The sequence below is a fragment of the Ruegeria sp. O6 genome (genome assembly GCF_056535045.1).
This window is the reverse complement of sequence record NZ_JBQERM010000002.1, coordinates 356,965-378,402: the sequence shown is the minus strand read 5'-3', so window position 1 is coordinate 378,402 and position 21,438 is coordinate 356,965. Positions and strand designations below refer to the sequence as shown.

Genomic DNA, 21,438 nt, shown 5'->3' with positions numbered 1-21,438 from the left:
CGCCAACGTCAAGCTTGCGACCTATTCCGCCGGGGCTGGCGCGTATTTGCTCAGGACGGTCTCATTGCCCGGTTCCGGGTGGCGTGGAACCAGCAGGGACAGCAGCAGAGAAACGACCGCCATCGCCGCCGCTAGGCCAAATACGGCGCCTGGCGACATGACCCAGAGCAAACCCAGCAACGCGGGCAGGAAAACAGCAGCGATATGGTTGATCGTGAACGCGACTGCGGCAGTTGGCGCAATATCCGCCGGATCGGCGATTTTCTGGAAATAGGTTTTCAGCGCCAGCGCCAGCGCAAACAGCACATGGTCGATGACATAGAGCGTCGCCGCCAACAGCACGCCCCAGCCAAACCAGTAGATGCCACCATAGGCTGCGAACACGATCGCCAGACCGGTGTATTCAAAGATCAACGTGCGCCGTTCGCCAAACTTGGCCACCGCTTTACCCAGCAACGGAGCAACCATCATGTTGATCATCAGGTTGATCAGATACAGGCTGGTCAGCTCATGCACTTCAAAGCCGAACTTCTCGACCATCATGAACCCGGCAAAGACGACAAATATCTGTCGCCGCGCACCGGCCATGAATTGCAGCGCGTAATATAGCCAGTATCGACGGCGCAGGATCAGTTTCTTGGTTTGCGGTGTGGGGGCATCGAATTGCGGGAAGGCGAACAGGCAAAACAGGGCTAGCAAAGCTGTTGCACCGCCAGCAGCCATGAAGACAAAGTTATAGGACAGATCGAACCGCTCCCAGGTCAGAACGATCAGCCCGTAAACCACCATCGTTGCAGCCGAGCCCATTGCGACCAGCCATCCCAATATCTGCGGCGCGCGATCCTTGGGAAGCCATTGCAACTGAAGCGACTGGTTTACAGTCTCATAGTAATGAAACCCGATTGAACTGAACAAGGTCACGAACAGCAATCCGCCAAGGCTTGGGAACCAGGCCGTAAAAGCCGTTGCGACCCCAAGCATCATCAGCGAGATCATGGCCAGCACCTGCTCGCGAATGAAAATGATGACGGCAATCACGCCGACCGCCAGAAAGCCCGGAATCTCGCGCACCGTGTGTAGCAGGCCGATATCGGCCCCGTCGAAATTCGCTGCCTCAATGACGAAGTTGTTCAACAGCGCGCTCCACGCATTAAACGCGATGGGCATGGTCAAGGCCATCACGAACAGAAGCGTGACAGGACGACGCCAGAACGGAAGGCTCTGCGCCTCGGCAAGGGGCATAGGTTTCAGCATGAGAATCCTCTACGCCCATTTCCCAACTTTGGCGAGGGGGAAGCGACCGGCGCACAATGGCCCTGCGTTAATGCAGACGTCACCGTCAGTAAAAGCTTTGTGGATCGATATCGACGGTCAGGCGGATATCGCCTTTCAGGCGTAACGGGGCAATCCAACGGGCGATAGCATCCTGGATTGGTGCGCCCTTGGGTGCCTTGACCAACAGGCGGACACGGTGACGTCCCCGAATACGGGCAATCGGCGCTGGGGCGGGGCCAAACACCTGCGCGCCAATCTGGCGCAATGGGCTGTCGTTGCGCGCCATGGCGTTGCCAATGTCAAAGACCGGTCCGACCTCGGGGCCCGACAACACGATCCCCGCCATACGTCCATAAGGCGGCACACCGGCCGCTTGCCGACCGGCGGCCTCGGCCTTCCAAAAGCCCTCTTCGTCACCCGACAGAATCGCCCGGATCACCGGGTGTTCCGGCTGGAAAGTCTGTAACAGCGCCTGCCCCGGTTTTTCAGCCCGACCAGCACGCCCCGCAACCTGTCGCATCAGCTGAAATGTTCGTTCAGCGGCCCTCAGGTCTGCGCCATGCAGACTGAGATCCGCATCGATTACCCCCACCAATGTCAGCTTGGGAAAGTTATGCCCCTTGGCCACCAACTGCGTTCCGATGACGATATCGGCGTCCCCTGCCGCAATCTCTTCGATCTTGGCCTTTAGTGCCCGGGCTGAGCCGAACAGATCAGAACTCAGCATGGCAATCCTGGCCTCGGGGAAGGTTGCTTCGGCCTCTTCGGCCAAACGCTCAATGCCCGGCCCCACCGGGGCCAGCTTGCCCTCGACCCCGCAGGAAGGGCATATCTCGGGCATCGGCTTGGTCTCACCGCATTGGTGGCACATCAAACGCTTCAGGAACCTGTGTTCCACCATGCGCGCGTCGCAATGGTCGCAGGCGATCTGTTCTCCGCACGCACGGCACAGGGTAACCGGTGCATAGCCACGGCGGTTGATGAACAGCAGCGACTGTTCGCCTTTCTCGATCCGCTGCTGCACCGCCTGCCGCAAAGTCGGAGATATCCACGTTCCGGCCTGCATCTGTTCGGCCCGCATGTCGATGGGCTTCATCTCGGGCAACACCGCCGCGCCGAAACGCGAAGTCAGGTCGACCCGATCATATTTACCTGCCTCAGCATTCGCCCAGCTTTCCAGCGACGGGGTTGCACTGGCCAGAATCACCCGCGCACCGCAGATGGCAGACCGCAGGACCGCCATGTCGCGCGCGCTGTAATGCACCCCGTCTTCCTGTTTGTATGAGGTGTCGTGTTCCTCATCCACCACGACCAGCCCCAGATCGCGAAATGGCAGAAACAGGGCTGACCGCGCGCCAACAACCAGTTGAGCTTCCCCCTGCCCGACCATCCGCCAGACTCGCCTGCGTTCAGTCATGGTCGCGCCCGAATGCCACTCGGCAGGGCGCGCGCCAAACCGCGCCTCAACCCGTGTCAGGAATTCTGCGGTTAGCGCAATTTCCGGCAAAAGGACAAGTGCCTGCCGCCCCATGCGCAGCGCTTCGGCCACGGCCTCCAGATAGACTTCGGTCTTGCCGGAACCCGTCACGCCTTTCAGCAGCGTTGTGCCGTAATTCCCCGTCCGTTGCCCGGCCCGAAGCTGCGCAACCGCACTTGCCTGATCTTCGGTCAGGTCCTTTCCCGGCAAATCGGGATCAAGATGCGGATACGGCAGGTCGCGCGGGCTGTCTTCTTCACGAACCGCGCCTTGCTTGACCAAGCCTTTGACAACGGACGAAGTTACTCCGGCCTGTTCCGCCAGTTCCTTTAACGTAAATGCCAGCCCGCCATAGTCGCGCAACACCTCAAGTACACGGGTTCTGGCGTCGGTCATCCGGTCTGGCAAGGTGGTTCCCAAACGATAGATCTTGCGCATGGACGGTGGGTCACCCAGCCCCGGCGCGCGGGTTGCCAGTCGCAGCATCGCGGGCATCGGCGTCAGGGTGTAGTCGGCAACCTTGCCGAGGAATGCCCGCATTTCCTCGCGCATGGGCGCAACTTCAAGCACACGGATCACCGACCGCGCCTTGTTCAGATCGAATCCACCCTGCCCCGGCCCCCAGACAACCCCCAACACCTTGCGCGGACCAAGTGGCACCTCGACAAACGCACCCAGAAAGCATCCTCCTTCCGGCGCTTTGTAATCCAACGTCCGGTCCAGCGGTTGCGTTGTCAGCACCGCAATCAGCTCTCCCTCGTCGAAAAATCCGTTAGCGCTCACAGCATATCCTTTGCAGGGGGTTCCAGCATGGCTCTCTTTGAGGTAAAGCCATCCGCGACCAAGGCCAACCCATCAAAGGACTGCCCTCATGAAATTCTTCGTAGACACTGCCGAGATCGACGCCATTGCTGAACTGAACGATCTGGGCATGGTGGACGGCGTGACCACCAACCCCTCGCTGATCCTGAAATCGGGCCGCGACATTCTGGAAGTGACAAAGGAGATCTGCGATCTGGTCGACGGTCCCGTTTCCGCCGAAGTTGTCGCCACCGAAGCTGACGACATGATCGCCGAAGGCCGCAAGCTGGCCAAGATTGCCCCGAATATCGCCGTGAAGGTTCCGTTGACATGGGCCGGTCTGAAAACCTGCAAGACGCTCAGCGACGAAGGGCAGATGGTCAACGTCACCCTGTGCTTTTCGACCAATCAGGCGATTCTGGCTGCAAAAGCAGGTGCGACCTTCATTTCGCCCTTCATCGGCCGTCTGGACGATATCAACCTGGATGGCATGGATCTGATCGCCGACATCCGTCAGGTCTATGACAATTACGGATTCGAAACCGAAATTCTGGCTGCTTCGATCCGCACCGTGAACCACGTCACCGAAAGTGCCCGCATTGGTGCGGACGTCATCACCGCGCCGCCAGCCGTAATCAAGAAACTGGCCGATCACCCGCTGACCGACAAAGGTCTGGAAACCTTTCTGGCAGACTGGGCCAAAACCGGTCAGAAAATCCTCTGATCTGGTGTGCAACCGCGCGGCGCTATCAGGCGCCGCGCCCGGCCCAACGGCCCAAAGCCTGATCTGTGATCAGGCGTGGCAGGCGGGAGCCTATCCGCCACAGCATCCGGGGAAATCCACTCTTGCGTGCATTTTTCCCAAGGCAAATCCGGTTCGGCATGCTATAACCCGCCCAACAAAAAAAGACCGGACAGGACATGAGCAGCAATCCCAAACTCGAGGATAATCTCCGCGCGGCAATTCTGGCCGAGCCCGACGTCGTTCTGGACGACAAGGACCTGATGCAAGCCCTTGTGGCCGCGAACGAACGCGCCCGGGGTGATAATGTGATCGATCTGCGCGGCATTGCCATGCAGCGGCTCGAGGCGCGGCTGGACCGGTTGGAAGATACCCACCGCTCGGTCATCGCTGCGGCCTATGAAAACCTTGCAGGCACCAATCAGGTACACCGCGCGATTTTGCGCTTGCTGGAACCCGTCGAATTCGAGGATTTCCTGCGTGCCCTTGGCGCCGATGTCGCAAATATCCTGCGGGTTGACCATATCACGCTGGTTCTGGAAACCACCGTGGCTCAGAACGATCCTGCCATCGACAGGCTTGGAGGCGTTCTGACGATCGCAGAGCCCGGCTTCATCAACCAATACCTGACCAATGGTCGCGGCGGCCCTGTCCGCGACGTGACCTTGCGCGAAACTCATCAGCCGAACCGACGTGTTTTCGGCGCGCTGGCGGATCAGTTGCGCTCGGAAGCCTGCCTGAAGCTGGACCTCGGTCCGGGTCGCCTGCCGGGCATGATCGTCATGGGGGCCCGTGATCCGCGGCATTTCACACCGCAACTCGGCACCGATCTTCTCACCTTCTTTTCCGGCGTATTCGAACGCTCGATGCGCCACTGGCTGTCATGAACCTTATTTCACCTGCTTGCCGCGACGCGCTCCAGCACTGGCTGGACACTCTGGGCGCGCTGGCGGGGCGGTCCCAGAACACCCAGACCGCCTATCGCGGCGATGTCACCGAGTTTTTGTCTTTCATGACCCTTCATCACGGGGAACGACAAGGGTTGAAGGCGCTGGAACGGATCACCGTCTCGGACATGCGCGCCTGGATGGCAGATCAGCGCAGCGGGGATATCGGCGCGCGATCCCTTGCGCGCAAACTGTCCGCCGTCAAAAGCTTCTATCGTTGGCTGGCCGAGCGAGAGGGATTTGAACCCACCGCCGTTCTGTCGACCCGCGCGCCCAAATTCACCAAGAAACTGCCCCGCCCTCTGGCCGAAGACGCCGCGCGCGCCATGATTGACACGGTCGAGCTGCAATCTGTGTCCGACTGGGTTGCGGCCCGTGATGTTGCGGTTGTCACCCTGCTTTATGGATGCGGCCTGCGGATATCCGAGGCCTTGTCCCTGACCGGTGCAGACGCGCCCTTGCCCGAGACATTGCGCATTGTCGGGAAGGGCGGCAAGGAGCGGGTCGTCCCGGTTCTTCCAGCTGCCCGAGACGCGGTTAACCGATATCTTCAGCTTTGCCCCCACCCGCAAGCGAAGGACGCAGCCTTGTTCCGGGGCGCTCGTGGCGGCCCGCTGAACCCGCGCGCGATTCAAGGCGTCATGGCCAAGGCACGGATGCAACTGGGGCTACCTTCAACCGCCACGCCTCATGCCATGCGACACAGCTTTGCCACCCATCTGCTGTCCGCCGGAGGAGATCTGCGAGCCATTCAGGAACTGTTGGGACACGCCTCATTGTCAACCACACAGACCTATACCGCCGTGGATACCGCACGGCTGATGGAGGTCTACAACCGTGCGCATCCAAAGGCGTGACCGACACATCGAACAGGAACCTCGGGCTTTTGGTTTGCATCTCTGGCGTGCATCGGTCATGACCCTAGCATGACACTCAGATTCAAAGCTCTTGCCGTACATCTCTTCACTGCCACTGGTGCTGTTTTCGCAATGCTGGCCATGCTGGCCGCCGTGGAAGAGAAATGGAGCCTCATGTACCTTTGGCTGGTTGTATCCTTCATTGTCGATGGCATCGACGGCCCGTTGGCGCGGCACTATCACGTCAAGAAAAACGCACCCGAGTTTGACGGCGTCTTGCTGGATCTGATCATCGATTATCTGACCTATGTGTTCATCCCAGCCTTTGCGCTGTTCAAATCCGGATTGATGGATGGATGGACCGGCTGGTTCGCAATCATCGTCATCACCTTTGCCAGCGCGATGTATTTCGCGGACACCCGGATGAAAACAAAGGACAATTCCTTTTCCGGCTTTCCCGGATGCTGGAACATGTTCGTTGTCGTGATCTTCGCACTGGAGCCCAATTTCTGGATCATCCTGCTGCTGGTCACGCTGCTGTCGCTTGCGATGTTTCTACCTTTGAAATTCGTTCACCCCGTGCGCACCGAGCGTTGGCGCAGTCTGACCTTGCCGGTCGCCCTTGCCTGGACGTTCTTTGCGGGCTGGGCCGCATGGGTCGATTTTCATCCCGAAAGCTGGGCCCACTGGGGTCTGGTCATCGCCAGCCTGTACCTGACATTTGCGGGTATCGCACAACAGGTTGTTCCGCAGCGCCGTACCTGACACGAGCGCTGCCGGACCGGATTTAAAGAACGTCCTGAACCTCAAATTCAGTACCGTTATGGGTAAAGACGTCGCCTGCTTGCAGGCCCGCCATGGCTAGGTAGATCGGGCTTTGTGTCGAGATCCCCATATATGTATCTCCACCCACCTCGAACCGGGTCGTCGAAACGCAGACGACAAAGCTGCGGTTGTTGAACCTGATCACCGATCCCGGCCTGACTGTATCTGTCAGACCAAAATCGGTATTCTCGATCACATCGATTTTGGCATGATGCGCATGAACAGGCGCGTCAAATGCAGCTGCCAGATCGGCATTTTCGCGCGATGCGGCTATGTCATCCTTGTCGTGGCCTTCCCGGTCATCCAGTTGGGCATCCTTCAGAAATGCGTCGTAATGGGCCTGCGCCGTTGCAAGCTCCTCTGCCTCAAGCGACATCAACCGGTCGATAATGGCCTTCTTCTGGGCTGCGCGATCTTTTTCGGTGCTCATTCAATGCGATCCTTCAAATTCAGCAACTGATATAAGTTGTGCTTCCCAGAACCGGATTGCAACCGAATTTCGAGGCTTAGATCAAAAGACCCGCCGCCCGTTCATGCCGTAGCAGTGCAACCTTTGTCTCGACCCCGCCGCACCCGGAAAACCCGCCCAGCCCATTGGCAGCCAGCACCCGGTGGCAGGGAATAATAACGGGAATCGGGTTTGCCCCACAGGCCTGACCGACCGGTTGCGCCGGTTGTCCCAGCGCCTTGGCGATATCCCCGTAGGTGCGCGTTTCCCCAAGAGGAATGGCATACATAAGATCACAGACCCGCCTTTGAAACTGCGATCCATGGATGCGGTAGGGCAGATCGAAGCGGTCAAGCCGTCCAGCGTCATAGGCCATCAACTGCGCCGCCGCCTCGCGCAGCAGAGCTGTTGGTTCGCCGTCGTCCTGACCGTCCCAGACCAGCCGCGTGAGGGCACCATCCGTTTCCTCGATCCCAAGTCTTCCGAACTGAGTATCAACTGCAATCATCGCCATGGGCTGACGGTTTCAGATCAATCCTCCAAGTTCAAGTGGCGAATCCGTGGGGCTGCGCGACGCGCGGATTTTGCGAATTGCGGCAATCATGTTAGCCTAGCCGCATTGTCAAAAAGAGATTTGGAGCATGAGATGGGTCGTCATTTGATCCTGACGGTTCACGGAATTGGCGAACAAATACCCGGTGAGACCGTCGATCAGGTCGTCGGGGCCGCGACAACCTGGCTGGATGGCAATCCCGAACCCCCGATTGAGGTTCAGCGTGGGATGATCGAGCTGGCCGAAACAACCTTCGACGGCACCCCCCGAAGCGCGAAACTGTTCCCGGTCAACCTGCGCAAGGTGACGAAACCGTCAGCACCGCAGGACGAGGCCATGTTTGCCGAGGTTTTCTGGGCCGACCGCTCACCCGCCCCGAAAGGAGCCATTAAGACAGCATTGGACCTGATCTGGGTTGTTCTGGCGCTGGGTTATCTGGCCATGGACAATGCCGAACAAACGCATAGCCGCGCGGATGTGGCCTCGGACCAAGCCAACGGCAGGAACACTTTGGCCGCGCGGCTGGTTCACCTTTTTACTTGGGTTTTCTTCGGCGCAGTTGCGACCCTGAATGCCTATCTTCTGATCGGTGCCATAGCCGTTATGGTTGATCGCGTTCCCGGGATCTTCTTTCAAAGCACGATCCTGCTGTTCTGGCTCTTGTTCACGCTTTATGCCGGAGGGGCCGCATACGGACTAAGGCGCAGCTTTGCAGCCCCGACTTATCTAAGACGCGTATTCTGGCGCGGCATTTTCGGGATGGGGTTTTTGCTGCTGATCTGCCTGGTCATTGGTCCGCTTGGTCTGGAAATACGAGCTTGCACACCCTTGCCGGACAGCCCGGTTTGCCCTTCGGCGCTGGAGCAGTTTGTAGCTTTTCAGGTCTACCTGCTCGCGTTTTTCTGGGCTTCTCTGATCTTCATGACAATCATTTTGTACGTGCTTTCTGCGACCAGCCTTGATGAAAAGGTTCAGGCAGACAATCTGAAAGAACACAGGCGGCTGTACCCCAGCATTTGTGCAGGCATGTTGGTGTTCTGGATGTTCTTCATTTCCGGGTTGTGGCTAATGCTGCGGGAAATGCTCGACACGGTTCCGGGGCTGTCGGATGGAAAACTGACCGGTCTTTTTGACAATTTCCTCAGTGACTCCATCGAAACACTCAGTGTTGCCTTCGCGGCAATTGTCCTGCTTGCGTTTGTTGGTGTTGGCCTGTTTGCCGGTCGCAGAAGGCTGAAGGCAAACCTGCATATCCGCGACGGGCTGATCAGCCGCGCCATCCTCAATCGTTTTGCACAATGGGTTTTTTTGTTCGGTGCAATCGTACTGGCGATGGTCACTATCCGAGAAATCGCGTTGAGCCAGCACGTCGATCCCCTGTGTCAGATCGGAACGGACAATTGCAACCTGATTGGCCGGGTTCTGAACAAACTGGCAAGCAAACAGGGCGAGATTGGCCTGATCGTCCTGGGTGCAACAGCATTGATGTACCGCTTTTCCGATTTCGTCGCAGCAGGGCTGGGTGTGGCACGGGACATCGTCACCTATGCCATTCGCGACAAGTGTTTACTGAAAGCGGACCTGAAAACGAGGCTGCGCAATTATCCGGATCGCAAGGCGATTGATGAACGATTTTATCGTGCACTGCATTATGTGGTGGATATCTTTGCCGCGGACCACATCACGGTGACCTCACATTCACAAGGCACGGTGATTGCCACGCAAATGCTGGCTGATCCACGCGTGCAAAAGCTTATCAACGGGCGCAACGTGACGCTGATTACGATGGGCTGTCCTGTGACCCATATCTATCAGCGCTATTTTCCCGAGATGTTTACAGTCGTTCCCAAAAACCTGAACGCCGCATGGTTCAACATCTTCAGGCAGGATGACTTTGTAGGGACCGAGATTGAAGGCGGGCTGATTTCCGCAAACCGCAACATTCCGGTCGAGCCCGGTGGTCACACCGGATATTTCACGGATTATCAGGTTTGGAAGGCCCTGAAGGACTCAGCCATAGGCTTTGACCTGTTTAATCCGACACCGCAATCCGCGCAGACGTGAAACGAAAAACGCCCCCTCGAAGGATCGAGAGGGCGGTTTCAATCAGCTTAGCGCCTCATCGCAGCGTCGGCAAACTCCGACATGGGCGTGGCGGCCCACGTCAGGAAGGATTTTCCAACAGCGCTGACATTTCTCGCCTTCTGCTTTTTCGAACACGACGGCCACGCCTTCGATTTCGGGCACACGGAACGCCTCGGCAGGGGCCGGGTCGCCGGTCACGGTCAGGCCCGAGGTGATGCACATGTCGTCCACGTCGAACGTGGCCAGCAGATCGCGGGTATCGCCATCATCGACATGCACGATCGGGGCCGCTTCGAGGCTTGAGCCGATCACCTTGTCCTGGCGCTGGATTTCCAGCGCGGCAGTCACGGCCCGGCGCACTCGGCGCACCTTTGCCATGTTGGCCTCAAGCTCGGCATCGCGCCAATCCGCAGGCGTTTCCGGGAAGTCGACCAAGTGGACCGAGCTATCGTCGCCCGGAAAGCGCCCCAGCCAGACCTCTTCCATGGTGAAAACCAGAACCGGTGCCAGCCACGTGGTCAGGCGATGGAACAGGATATCCAACACCGTCCGCGCAGCACGACGGCGCGGCGTGTCGCCGTCACAATAAAGAGCATCCTTGCGAACGTCGAAATAGAAGGACGACAGATCAACCGTGGCAAAGGTAAAGACCGCACTGAATACGCCCTGGAAATCGAAAGACGCATAACCCTTGCGCACCTGCTCATCCAATTCCGCCAGCCGGCTGAGCACCCAGCGTTCCAGACGCGGCATATCTTCGGGCGCGACGCGATCGGCCTCGGTGAAATCCGCCAGCGAGCCCAGCATGAACCGCATAGTGTTGCGCAGACGGCGATAACTGTCGGCAGTGCCTTTCAGGATCTCCGGCCCGATCCGCTGATCGGCGGTATAGTCGGTCTGTGCCACCCACAGACGCAGGATATCGGCGCCGTACTGCTTGACGACCTCTTCCGGTACGATGGTGTTGCCCAGCGATTTGGACATCTTGTTGCCCTTGGCATCCAGCGTGAAACCATGTGTCACGACGTTGCGATAAGGCGCGCGGCCTTTGGTGCCGCAGGCCTGCAACATGGAAGAATGGAACCAACCACGGTGCTGGTCGGTGCCTTCCATGTAGACGTCGGCGATACCGTCCTCGGTCCCATCTTCGCGGTCGCGCAAAACAAAGGCGTGGGTCGAACCAGAATCGAACCACACATCCAGCACGTCAAACACCTGATCGTAGTCATCGGGGTTGGCGATGCCGTCGAGAATTTTCTCTTTGAACCCGTCGGTGTACCAGATATCGGCGCCGTCTTTCTCAAACGCCGCCTTGATGCGCGCGTTCAGGTCTGCGTTGCGCAGAAGGTAATCCGCGTCGGTGGGCAAGGCACCTTTCTTGGTGAAACAGGTCAGCGGCACGCCCCAGGCACGCTGGCGCGAGAGAACCCAGTCCGGGCGCGCTTCGATCATCGAATAGAGGCGGTTGCGCCCCGTCTGCGGCGTCCATTTGACCAGTTCGTCGATCGAGCGCAGGGCACGTTCGCGGATGCTGTCGCCCATCTCACCCATGCCGTCATCCAGGTTGCGGTCAACGGATGCAAACCACTGCGGCGTGTTGCGGTAGATGATCGGAGCCTTGGAGCGCCACGAATGCGGATAGCTGTGCTTGATCTTGCCGCGCGCCAGCAGCCCGCCAACCTCGGCCAGCTTGTCGATGACAGCTTTGTTCGCGTCACCCTCACCACCCTTGCGGGACAGGATGTATTTGCCACCAAAGAACGGCAGATCGGTGCGGAACGAACCATCATCCATCACGTTATAGGTGATGACCTGCTCCAACATGCCTAAATCGCGGTAGAGTTCGAATTCCTCCATACCATGTGACGGCGCACAGTGGACGAAACCGGTGCCTTCGGTATCGGTCACGAAGTCAGCCGCGCGGAAGTCGCGGAGGTCGTCCCATTCGCCATTGCCGCCCTCGGCCCCGGCCAGCGGGTGGGTCAGTTGAACACCTTCAAGTTCATCGGTGGCGACACCGCGTACACGGGTCCACTGATCGTCGTTCAGACGGGCACGACCCAACACATCTGCGGCCATATTGTCAGCCAGCAGGAATCTGTCACCCACATTAGCCCAGCATTCCTCAGGCGCGCCGGTGACTTCGTACAGGCCGTAGGAGATGTCGTTGCCATACACGACCGCCTTGTTCGACGGCATGGTCCAGGGAGTGGTGGTCCAGATTACGACGAACGCATCATCCAGATCACCCGCGTTCATGACCTTGAACTTCACCCAGATGGTAAAGCTTTCCTTGTCGTGATACTCGACCTCGGCCTCGGCCAGCGCGGTTTTTTCGATGGGCGACCACATCACGGGTTTCGAGCCCTGATACAGCGTGCCGTTCATCAAGAATTTCATGAACTCGTCGGCGATCACGGCCTCGGCATGAAAGTCCATGGTGATGTAGGGATCAGGCCAGTTGCCGGTGATGCCCAGGCGCTTGAACTCTTCCCGCTGGATGTCGATCCAGCCTTCGGCGAACTTGCGGCATTCCTGACGGAAGTCGACGATGTTCACCTCGTCCTTGTTCTTGCCCTTCTTGCGGTACTGTTCTTCGATCTTCCATTCGATCGGCAGGCCGTGGCAGTCCCAACCGGGCACGTAACGCGCGTCAAAGCCCATCATCTGATGAGAGCGCACGATCATGTCCTTGATCGTCTTGTTCAGTGCGTGGCCGATATGCAGGTGGCCGTTCGCATAGGGGGGGCCGTCGTGCAGAGTAAAGGGTTTGCGCCCCGTTTTCTCGCGCAGGCGGTCATAGACACCGATGGTCTCCCACCGCTCCAGCCATGCGGGTTCGCGTGCAGGCAGGCCCGCGCGCATGGGAAAATCGGTTTTGGGCAGGTTCAGCGTGTCTTTATAGTCAGGCGTTTGGGTCGTGTCGGCGCACATTTTGAGCGTCCTTTGGATGATCTGGTCGTACTAGGATCGAAGCGGTCGGTGCGAATTCTCAAACACCTTTGCCCGGCGTCTCAGAGGGTCAGAGCGCCGGGGATATAATTCGAATAATGATGGCCGTCCGGTCATACATGGCCGCGCTTATAAGACGCCTGCCTTCAATGGTCCAGAGGTTCCGGCCCATGCGGCGAATGGCGCAGCTTGGCCCAGCGATTCAACCATGCCAGACCGGCCAACCCAAGCCCCAGCGCCAGCAGTGAGAACACGCGGATCAGCCCGCCCAGACCGGCAATATCGATCAGAAAGACCTTGGCCACCGCCAGCCCGATCACCACCAACCCCGCCTTGCGCATCACATCCGAACCGCGTGCCAGAGATTGGTAGAACAGCACCGCCCCAACCAGCAGCAGAACAAGGGTATATGTATAAAGCTCGGGCTGCGTGACGCCGTTACCTTCAAACATGCCTGCTGCTCCCTGCCAGACATGGCGGATAGTCAGGCCAAACCACACAGCAATCAACGCACCCGCAATGGCGTAGCTTGCCAGCCTGATCTGCTTTGGCATGTCCTTGATCCGCCAGGCCGAGAATCCAATGGTCAGTGCGGGCACCAGATAGGCAAGGACAAGGGTGTTCAGAATCGGTGGGCCAAGCACCGGGTCGGCGTTGGGGTTCAGAAGCGGGTTTTGGTCGGTCAAAGCCAGGGTCAGCCGGAACACGCCATGACCGGCAAAGAACGCCGCCAACACGTACCGTGCAAAATTCAGCTTGCCACCCAGCCCAAACCTCTGAACCTGAGCGAAGGCCAGCAGCAGCCAGATGACCGCCAGCAGGCCCAGACCCCAATGGCTGTTGTCGGCCCCGCCTTCACCGAAACCTTCAAGCCACCGCAGTAGCAACAGGGACAGCAGAATGCCGCCCGTCGCCCATGCCGCGCTTTCCAGCAACAGTGCTGCAACCGGCCGCTGCAAGGGACGCAACAGCCACCAGCCAGCCACGAAACCCAACGTGGCCGCGCCATAGACCATCGCCATTTCGGGAAGCGGGGCCACGTTAGCCCAGTCCAGACCCGGATCAAGTACCAAGCGCACGGTGACGGTAAAGACACCGGCCCAGATAAACCAACTCATCTGCGGCAAGGTGAACCTGCGATCCAAGGCTGCTGCTGCGACGACACTGGCCACCAGCGCAATCGTCAGCGCGGCCGAGCTGAGCACGATGACGCAAGCAAAGACCAGACAAGACAACGCCGACAACGTGGCCAGAGCGGCCCGCATCCGGTCATCGCCATCGGCGCGACCAAAACGCCCGGCCAGAACCACCATAAGAACTGCCAGGACAATTGCGTGCAGGGCCCAGGCGTGCGCACCGATAACCGTGGCAGGATGCCAGCCCATTTCCAAAGCGATAGCCAGCGCGGGTGCAAGAACTACAGCGCCCCCGGCCCAGATTGCACGATACTGGTTTGCCCTGAATGACCGCCATGCCATCAAAATTGACATAAACGCGCCCAAAGCAACCAGCGCGGTGGCTGCCATCGGAAAGTCGGCCTCGGGCGTCTCGGCATAGGTGTCGGTGAAACTGCGAAGAACTACTCCGTATTCCAGCCCGTGAGAGGCCACAAAAAACACAAGGCCCGCCGCAGGCAGGACGGTCAGATCCTGTAACGCAGGCGCATCCTTGGCGCACAAAAGCAGCGCCAGAAGCAGGACGGACAGCAGGCAGACACCCAACCAGAATTCAGCCGCTGAGTCTGCCCAATGCCAGGACAGGATCGCGGCACTGGCCGCAATAGCTCCCGCGGCGAGCCGAGTTGGAAACTCGGGCCACGGGCGGGTTCCGGGGTTGCGGATCACCTGAGACATCATGCGCCCTGCATGATCGGGCCAAACGCGCCGCACCGGAATGGCCGTCGCCAGCAGTGCCAGCACTGTTGTCGCGACCAGATATCCCGGTTCCGTATACGGAGCGCCACTGACCAAAAGCAGGTTTGCCGCATATATCCCGACCAACGTCAGAACCGAAATCCACGCCCAGCGCCGCACCGTGTCGATACCCAGCCCCAAAACGGCAACCAAAAGAAAATAGGCATAGAGCCACGATGGATCGTCAGATGCGCCTCCAACCAGAAAGGGTGCTGCAAAAGCTCCGATCAGTCCAACCGCAGCCAGCAGCGGGCCGTGGAACCACCCCAGAACAAGCCCAACAAGCGCGATGACAACCATTCCTGCCAAGGCCGTCTCGGCCCCGATCAGGCCATAAAGCTGCCGCGCAGACAGGATGGCGCCGAACAAGGTAACAAGGCCGGCCCCGGAAAAGACCGATGGCAAATAGGCAGTGGCCACCGCTTCGTCATCCCCGAACCTGCGGCGCAGAACCTCACCCCCGATAATCAAAACCGAGCCGAAGCCAAGCGCGGCAAAAACGCGGGCCGCCGGAGGTAACAATCCGTTCTCAACGCCATATTGCACGAGGAAAATACCGGCCAATGCCAGCGACAGTGCTGAGACCGCGTAAAACCAGTTCTCACGCAGCCACGCGCCCAGCGCGGCAAACCTGTCATGGCGAAATACAATTGCAGGCGTAGCGGCCTCGGTGTTTACATCTTCGGCACTTTCGTCTTCCTGCCGCTTTGGCGCGTCCCACGGCCCCGGGCTGTGAACCTGTTCCTCTGCCATAGGTTGCGGTGCAGGTGCATCCTGTTCCGGTTGCAGCGATGCAAGCGCATCGCCCGACACCAACGCATTGATCTGCGCTTCCAGTTGTTCGACCCGGCGACGCAATCGGGAATGCCCGACCAGAAGTGCAATCAATGTCACCGGGATGGCCAAAACAACCAGGCCAATAAGAACAAGCAACGTTTCCAACCGAGTCTCTCCGATCCGTAATTTCGGCCAAGCTATCTTGTGCTGTCGGTCAGCAACAGTCAGGAAAGCCGTGACAAAGTCTAAAGTACCGAAATCGCCGGACGGGCGATCATCAGCCACAGGATAGTCAAAACCGCCAGAAACGCCGGAACCCCGCAGGCGAACCAGAACCGAAACAAGCGGTGATACTCCGGTGGCAGTTGCGTTCCCCGCTCTGCCGCCATTCGCGCGTGGTCGCGCAACCGGATTTGAACCCAAACCACCGGCAACCAGAAAAAGCCCGTCAAAACATAAAGCACCAGAGACAACACGATCCAACCTTCACCCAAAGACCACCCGATCTGCCAGGCAAGCAACGCTCCGGTCACCGGTTGCAGGATGACAGCGGTCGTGGTGAACAGAAGGTCGGCCAGCACCACGATACCCGCCGTATGGGCGATGACGCGCGGGTCGTTTGTCCGGTGCGCCATCAGCATGAAAAAGGCGATCCCTGCTCCTGTTCCCAGCAGCACACATGCACCGATGACATGCAGCCATCGCAAGATCAGTTCAGGGTCCATCATCGGCTCTCAAACAAGGGCAGCGCCACAAGCGACAGGATCATCGCGGGCAGGATTTTCACCAACGGCCCCAGCGGATCCAACCACAAGTCCGGCATCGTGACCGAAGCGGCAATCAGGTAGAATATGGCTACTGTCAACTGCGCCACACAGGCCCGCGCCGCCCATCGGCGCCACAGGATGGCCAGACCCAGCGCTATGTCGATCAGAGACCAGAACACAACGCTGGTCACCGCCAAGGCGGATGACCACCCTGCTTCGACCAGCATACCCGAAGCCGCAGACAAACCCGCCAGACCAAACAGGCCCGACAGCAACCAGAACAGGCTGAGTGTTGCAACGATCAGCGGAATCAATAGCGCCATCCGCGCGGTCAACCGATGCTCGCGCGCGCAAGGCAGCATGGCGTAGACCTCAGGCAAGGCGGCAATTCCGTGCCCGGCCGCTGCACGATATGGGCCAGGGTCGCCGACCACGCCATCCGCCATGACCGTCATCGCCGTGCTGCGCAGCGGAGACCGCCAACCCAACAAGGCCAAACAGTCGGCAATGGTCGCAACGGCTTTTGTCAGGACAGGCGGCAGGATTATATGAAAGCGCGCGGCAGGAAACCCAAGCCACTGTCGCGTGCAGCGCACCACGTCCGACAAACTATGCGGGGTATCCTCGACCAGATCGTAATTACCCTGCGGTAGGCGACCGGCAACGGCAGCAATCACGACGTCACACAGATCGGGCATCCCGATGCATTGAACGGGTGTATCGGGGTAAGCCAGCGGTTGAATAAAAGGAACAGACGCCAGCATTCGAAGCAACGCCGTTCCCCCATAATCCGTTTGCCCGATAACAAGCCCTGGCTTTAGAATCCAAAGTGTTACGCCCGATGCGCGCAAAGCGGCATCTCCGCGTGCCTTGCTGCACAGGAAATGCGTGCTGGCGTCCGGCTCTGCTCCGATGGCCGAAATCTGAACAATGCTTATGCCACCTTCCGCGCAGGCCCCTGCAAGGGCTGCGACCGCCATATGGTGCACCGCTTCAAGGTTGTCCTGCGCGTTATCCTGCAAAGCCCCTGCGCAATTCACCACGACATCGACGTCGGCCAGCAGGTCCTGCCAATCGTCCTTGTGCAACAGATCGCGCATATCGCCCTGTTTCAGCAAAACCCCCGGCAGGACCTTTGCCCCTTGAGCAAGATTGCGCCCCATGCCCTGAACCGTGGCACCTGCGGCCGACAATGCCCGCGTGACGGCGGTGCCGATGAACCCATAAGCACCCAGAACCAATACGTTCTTTCCAGAAAGCTCGTGATCTGCCATCGTCCTTTGCACCTGTTTTGCGCCACTCTACCTATCCGGGAAGTTTTGACCAGTCGCGACTACCGTGCTGCGACATTTATGGATGGAACAGAGACCCGACGAGATACGCGATCAGTGCCGCCAGACCACCGATCAACAGCGTTTCGATACCTGACCGCCACCAGGGCGCCAACGACCACCGGCTTTTGAACGCACCAATCGCAAAGAAGACCCCCATCGTCATCCAGACCGACATCTCGAAAGCATTCTCCACCGACGCCAAAAACGGCAACAGCGGGATCATCCCGGCCACAAGGAACGCGAAGAACGTTGCCAACGCGGCTTTCATCGGATGTGGGTCGACACTGCCCAGCCCATATTCACCCTCGATCATCAGGTTGACCCAATGTTCGTGGCTCGACGTGATCGCGGCGGTGGCTTCGTTCAGAATTTCCCCTGACAACCCTTTTTGCGACAGAATTTCACGGACCTCCTCGCGCTCGCCGTCGGGGTAGAGTGCGATGTGGCGTTCCTCGATCGCCCGAATGCGCCGTATGTTGTCCAGTTCGGCCTTGGTGCCCGAGTAATTCCCGGCAGCCATTGAAAACCCGTCCGCCAGAACGTTTGCCAAACCAAGTGCCACGATAACAAACGGGGAAAGGCCCGCCCCCGCGACACCGGCGACAATGGCAAATGTGGTGACGGAACCATCAATGCCGCCATACACAACGTCGCGTAACACACCGCGCCCGGGCGGAGCGTTGATCCGGTCGGCAATTTCCTGCGGACTGTGACCGTGATCCGTCATGGTTTGCTCCTATTGTTCACTGGCAGAGTGCAGAAGGGTGTGGTCTGACGCTTTGCTCTGGATCAACCCTTGGAGAACAGACCCTGCAAGGCGCGTTTAATGATGCCTCGCGTGGAAGGTTTGTGGCGTTTTGAGAATGGTAAGGGGCGGCAGACCTCCATCGCGGCCACGCCCACTCGGGCGCTGAGCGCACCGTTGACCAGACCTTCTCCGAACCGTCGGGACAATTTGCTGAGAACGGATCCGCCCAGAACAGGTTCCAGCAGATCGTCACCAACGGCCACCGCCCCAGTTGCGACCAGATGCACAAAGACGGCACGGGTCAGACGCCAGCTTCCCAGTGTGCCAGCCCGCCCCCCGTAGATTTCCGCGACGCGGCGGATCATCCGCAGGGACGCGGCTAGTGCCGTTACAACATCCGCCAGTGCCAGCGGGACCAGAGCGGTCACGGTGGCAACCTGCCGTGCTGCGGCCTCAACCTCACGGCTGGCAGCGGCGTCGAGCGGGGCCAACAATTCATCCTCGGCAAGGTTTAAAAGCGCCTCGGCATCGAACTGTTCCCCCATACGCTCGGACAACCGCTCGCGACCCCAGCGGGTATCCTCGCGCCCTTTGTAGAATGCAATGATGCGATGTGTGACAGCACGTGCCTGAGCCAGGTCTTCATCAGCCAATGCAATATCCGCTGCACGGCGCATCCCATCAACACGGGACAACCGCCCCAAAGCCGCGAGCTCGCGCAGCGCGATGATCACCACCACCAGAACCAATGCAGCCAACAATCCGGCAACGATCCAACCCAAAACGGGCGTCCGCGCCACCAGAGAGGTTGCAAAATCCCAGGCGGCCACCGATATGGCCGCCCCGACTACGGAAAGCGCAAGCCCCCAGAACCAGCGCGCAAGGGCCGAGGGTTTGCGGGCCGCCAGTCGGGCCGCGCTTTGCATCGCCTGCCCCTGAGGCGGCACAATATCCGGCACCGGTTTTGCCTGCGCGACATCAGCAGCGGGTTCATCATCGTCAAGATCGATCAAAACCGGACCTTTAGCCATTTGTCGTATCCCTGCTGTGCCAGACAAACCTTATGTCCGGCAGGTTTTCATCGTTTTCTGCCCCATCGCTGCGCGCCACCTCGGCAAAGCCGTTTCGCTCATAGAACCGACAGGCGCGGGAATTATCCTGAAACGAGTACAAGCCCAGCCGCCGCTGGCTTGCTTTCGCGTGACCCAGCAATTGCTGACCAATCCCCTGCCCCCGAGCTTGTGCATCCAGATAAAGTGAATGGATTTCACCACCATTCAGCGCCAGAAACCCGACCACGCCCGTCTCTGCCTCGGCCACAGTGACCCAGCCCTGATCAATCATCCGGCCGCAAAAGGCGATGGTTTCAGCACAGCTGTGCAATTTGGGCATCCAGTCGTTTTCCAAAGCGAAATCGTGCAGGATCGTACCGATTGTACCGGCATCTGTGGTGCGTGCGGGGCGCAGTGTCGCGATCATAATCTTTCTCCGATCAGAAACTGCGCTGCACGATCCAGTCGAATATGCGGGGGGCCGTCACCAGGTTTCAGGGTTAGTTTTGCAGGCGCAAAGGCCATGAACCCATAATCTTCGTTCAACCAGCTCTCCGCCCCATTTCGCGCCGGACCCAACAGATGCGCCGGATCCTCGGGCAATTCTCCGGGATAAAAAGCAGCCTGTTTGCCGCTGTCCAACAAAGTGCCACGCACGCATGGCAGATCGGTTCCGTCATGGCTGCGTATCTCTTCGGTCGTTGCACGCAGCGAGGCCAGAGACAGGGCCGCAGTCCGGGCCCCGGCGAAATTCGCACGATCGCGTGCCTCGCGCGTCAAAGCTTCGATAATCGCGGTCAGGCGGGGATGCTGAGTGTGGTGCAGGTGGTCCGCTTTTGTCGCTGCAAACAGGATGCGCTCGACCTTTTTGCCCAACAAAAGCTGGCTCAGCCATGCGTTCCGTCCCGGACGAAAAGCCGACAGGATATCGGCCATCGCGCGGCGCATATCTTCAACGGCCTGAGGACCTTTGTGAATTGCGCCCAGCGCGTCAACCAGAACCACCTGCCGGTCAATCCGCGAGAAGTGATCCCGAAAAAACGGTTTCACGACCTGAGATTTATAAGCGTCGAACCGCCGTTCCATCTCGCGCTGAAGGGTCCTGCGCCGCGACGGGCCAGTGATTGCCAACGGTGCAAAGGTCAGAACCGGAGATCCCGCCAGATCACCCGGCAACAGGAACCGACCGGGAGTACAGTCATAAAACCCGGCATCGCGCGCTGCGTTGAGATAGGCGGTGAACGACGCGGCCAGAGCTTGTGCGGCAGGTTCGTCGTGCCCTACCGACGGGTCTGTATCTTGGACCAGCGCCAGATACGCGGCAGCCTCGGCGCGGGTCTTAATCCGTGCCAGTGTTTCCTGAGACCAGTCTGCGTAAGACTTGTCCAGCAAGGCCAGGTCCAGCAGCCATTCACCGGGGTAGTCGACAATATCCAGATGGACCGTGCGCGGCCCCTGCAGCCCGGCAAGCAGCCCGGCGGGACGGGCTTTGAAGGACAAGCGCAATTCAGATACCGCGCGCGTGCTGTCTGGCCAGTGCGGTGTCGGTCCCGTCAGGGCGGACAGGTGCGATTCATAATCAAACCGGGGCACAGTGTCATCCGGTTGGGGTTGCAGAAAGGCGGCATTGATTCGCCCCTCCTGCTGCGCAACCAGCCCGGTCATACGGCCCCGATCCAGCAGATTGGCAACCAACGAAGTGATGAATACTGTTTTACCGGACCGCGCCAGCCCGGTGACACCCAAACGGATGACCGGCTCGAAAAATGTCTCGGACACGCTGTCGCCGATACTTTCGACGCCACGTGCAAGACTGTCTGCCAGTGAAGAGATCACCAATCCGCCGCCCCGCAATTTTCCTTTTACCCAAGATAGGTAGCGGTCG

Annotated in this window: 17 protein-coding genes; 5 read left to right on the top strand and 12 right to left on the bottom strand. The window is 59.2% G+C overall.

Features of this window, described 5'->3' with window-relative positions:
- Positions 1–21: 21 nt before the first annotated feature.
- Together ACR0DY_RS05180 and ACR0DY_RS05175 are read right to left on the bottom strand one after the other, a co-directional pair.
- Positions 22–1,254 carry an MFS transporter gene (locus ACR0DY_RS05180; RefSeq protein WP_480473741.1) on the bottom strand — a complete coding sequence of 411 codons (1,233 nt, stop codon included), beginning with the start codon at positions 1,252–1,254 and terminating at the stop codon, positions 22–24.
- An 85-nt stretch (positions 1,255–1,339) separates the two neighbouring features.
- The gene (locus tag ACR0DY_RS05175; protein ID WP_480546329.1) at positions 1,340–3,535 is read right to left on the bottom strand and encodes a primosomal protein N'; all 2,196 of its coding nucleotides are present in this window, start codon (positions 3,533–3,535) and stop codon (positions 1,340–1,342) included.
- 88 nt (positions 3,536–3,623) lie between these two features.
- On the opposite strand from ACR0DY_RS05175, the gene fsa reads away from it, so the two are divergent.
- The 4 genes from fsa to ACR0DY_RS05155 all read left to right on the top strand — a co-directional run bounded on the left by fsa (position 3,624) and on the right by ACR0DY_RS05155 (position 6,864).
- Positions 3,624–4,277, top strand: a complete 654-nt coding sequence (gene fsa / locus ACR0DY_RS05170) for a fructose-6-phosphate aldolase (RefSeq protein ID WP_209505487.1) — start codon at positions 3,624–3,626, stop codon at positions 4,275–4,277.
- 197 nt (positions 4,278–4,474) lie between these two features.
- The gene (locus ACR0DY_RS05165) at positions 4,475–5,182 is read left to right on the top strand and encodes a DUF484 family protein (RefSeq protein ID WP_480483979.1); all 708 of its coding nucleotides are present in this window, start codon (positions 4,475–4,477) and stop codon (positions 5,180–5,182) included.
- Complete coding sequence (locus tag ACR0DY_RS05160; RefSeq protein ID WP_480546327.1) at positions 5,179–6,099, top strand: tyrosine recombinase XerC; 921 nt, start codon at positions 5,179–5,181, stop codon at positions 6,097–6,099. The genes ACR0DY_RS05165 and ACR0DY_RS05160 overlap by 4 nt, the downstream gene beginning before the upstream one ends.
- A 69-nt stretch (positions 6,100–6,168) precedes the next feature.
- A complete protein-coding gene (locus tag ACR0DY_RS05155) occupies positions 6,169–6,864 on the top strand; it encodes a CDP-alcohol phosphatidyltransferase family protein (RefSeq protein WP_480483981.1) in 696 nt (231 codons plus the stop codon).
- A 22-nt stretch (positions 6,865–6,886) separates the two neighbouring features.
- On the opposite strand, the gene ACR0DY_RS05150 is transcribed toward ACR0DY_RS05155, so the two are convergent.
- Positions 6,887–7,354: a hypothetical protein gene (locus ACR0DY_RS05150; protein WP_267364127.1), complete on the bottom strand. Its 468-nt coding sequence runs from the start codon at positions 7,352–7,354 to the stop codon at positions 6,887–6,889.
- A 76-nt stretch (positions 7,355–7,430) separates the two neighbouring features.
- Positions 7,431–7,886, bottom strand: a complete 456-nt coding sequence (locus ACR0DY_RS05145) for a methylated-DNA--[protein]-cysteine S-methyltransferase (protein ID WP_480546325.1) — start codon at positions 7,884–7,886, stop codon at positions 7,431–7,433.
- A 132-nt stretch (positions 7,887–8,018) separates the two neighbouring features.
- On the opposite strand from ACR0DY_RS05145, the gene ACR0DY_RS05140 reads away from it, so the two are divergent.
- Complete coding sequence (locus ACR0DY_RS05140; RefSeq protein ID WP_480546323.1) at positions 8,019–9,989, top strand: hypothetical protein; 1,971 nt, start codon at positions 8,019–8,021, stop codon at positions 9,987–9,989.
- Between the two features lie 42 nt (positions 9,990–10,031).
- Here the strand turns inward: ACR0DY_RS05140 and ileS are convergent, their stop codons facing one another.
- The 8 genes from ileS to ACR0DY_RS05100 form a co-directional block, all read right to left on the bottom strand.
- Positions 10,032–12,944 carry an isoleucine--tRNA ligase gene (ileS, locus tag ACR0DY_RS05135; RefSeq protein ID WP_480483984.1) on the bottom strand — a complete coding sequence of 971 codons (2,913 nt, stop codon included), beginning with the start codon at positions 12,942–12,944 and terminating at the stop codon, positions 10,032–10,034.
- 164 nt (positions 12,945–13,108) lie between these two features.
- On the bottom strand, positions 13,109–15,817 hold the full coding sequence (locus ACR0DY_RS05130; protein ID WP_480897891.1) for a DUF2339 domain-containing protein: 2,709 nt from the start codon (positions 15,815–15,817) through the stop codon (positions 13,109–13,111).
- A gap of 80 nt (positions 15,818–15,897) precedes the next feature.
- Complete coding sequence (locus ACR0DY_RS05125; protein WP_480546341.1) at positions 15,898–16,377, bottom strand: DUF2269 family protein; 480 nt, start codon at positions 16,375–16,377, stop codon at positions 15,898–15,900.
- Positions 16,377–17,693, bottom strand: a complete 1,317-nt coding sequence (locus ACR0DY_RS05120; protein ID WP_480897889.1) for an SDR family oxidoreductase — start codon at positions 17,691–17,693, stop codon at positions 16,377–16,379. The genes ACR0DY_RS05125 and ACR0DY_RS05120 overlap by 1 nt, the downstream gene beginning before the upstream one ends.
- Before the next feature lie 76 nt (positions 17,694–17,769).
- On the bottom strand, positions 17,770–18,480 hold the full coding sequence (locus tag ACR0DY_RS05115; protein ID WP_267367744.1) for a VIT1/CCC1 transporter family protein: 711 nt from the start codon (positions 18,478–18,480) through the stop codon (positions 17,770–17,772).
- A gap of 62 nt (positions 18,481–18,542) precedes the next feature.
- Positions 18,543–19,532 carry a YcjF family protein gene (locus ACR0DY_RS05110; RefSeq protein ID WP_480483987.1) on the bottom strand — a complete coding sequence of 330 codons (990 nt, stop codon included), beginning with the start codon at positions 19,530–19,532 and terminating at the stop codon, positions 18,543–18,545.
- Positions 19,525–19,980: an N-acetyltransferase family protein gene (locus ACR0DY_RS05105; RefSeq protein ID WP_480483988.1), complete on the bottom strand. Its 456-nt coding sequence runs from the start codon at positions 19,978–19,980 to the stop codon at positions 19,525–19,527. Before ACR0DY_RS05105 ends, ACR0DY_RS05110 begins: the two co-directional genes overlap by 8 nt.
- On the bottom strand, positions 19,977–21,392 hold the full coding sequence (locus ACR0DY_RS05100) for a YcjX family GTP-binding protein (RefSeq protein WP_480488219.1): 1,416 nt from the start codon (positions 21,390–21,392) through the stop codon (positions 19,977–19,979). Before ACR0DY_RS05100 ends, ACR0DY_RS05105 begins: the two co-directional genes overlap by 4 nt.
- Positions 21,393–21,438: the final 46 nt, after the last annotated feature.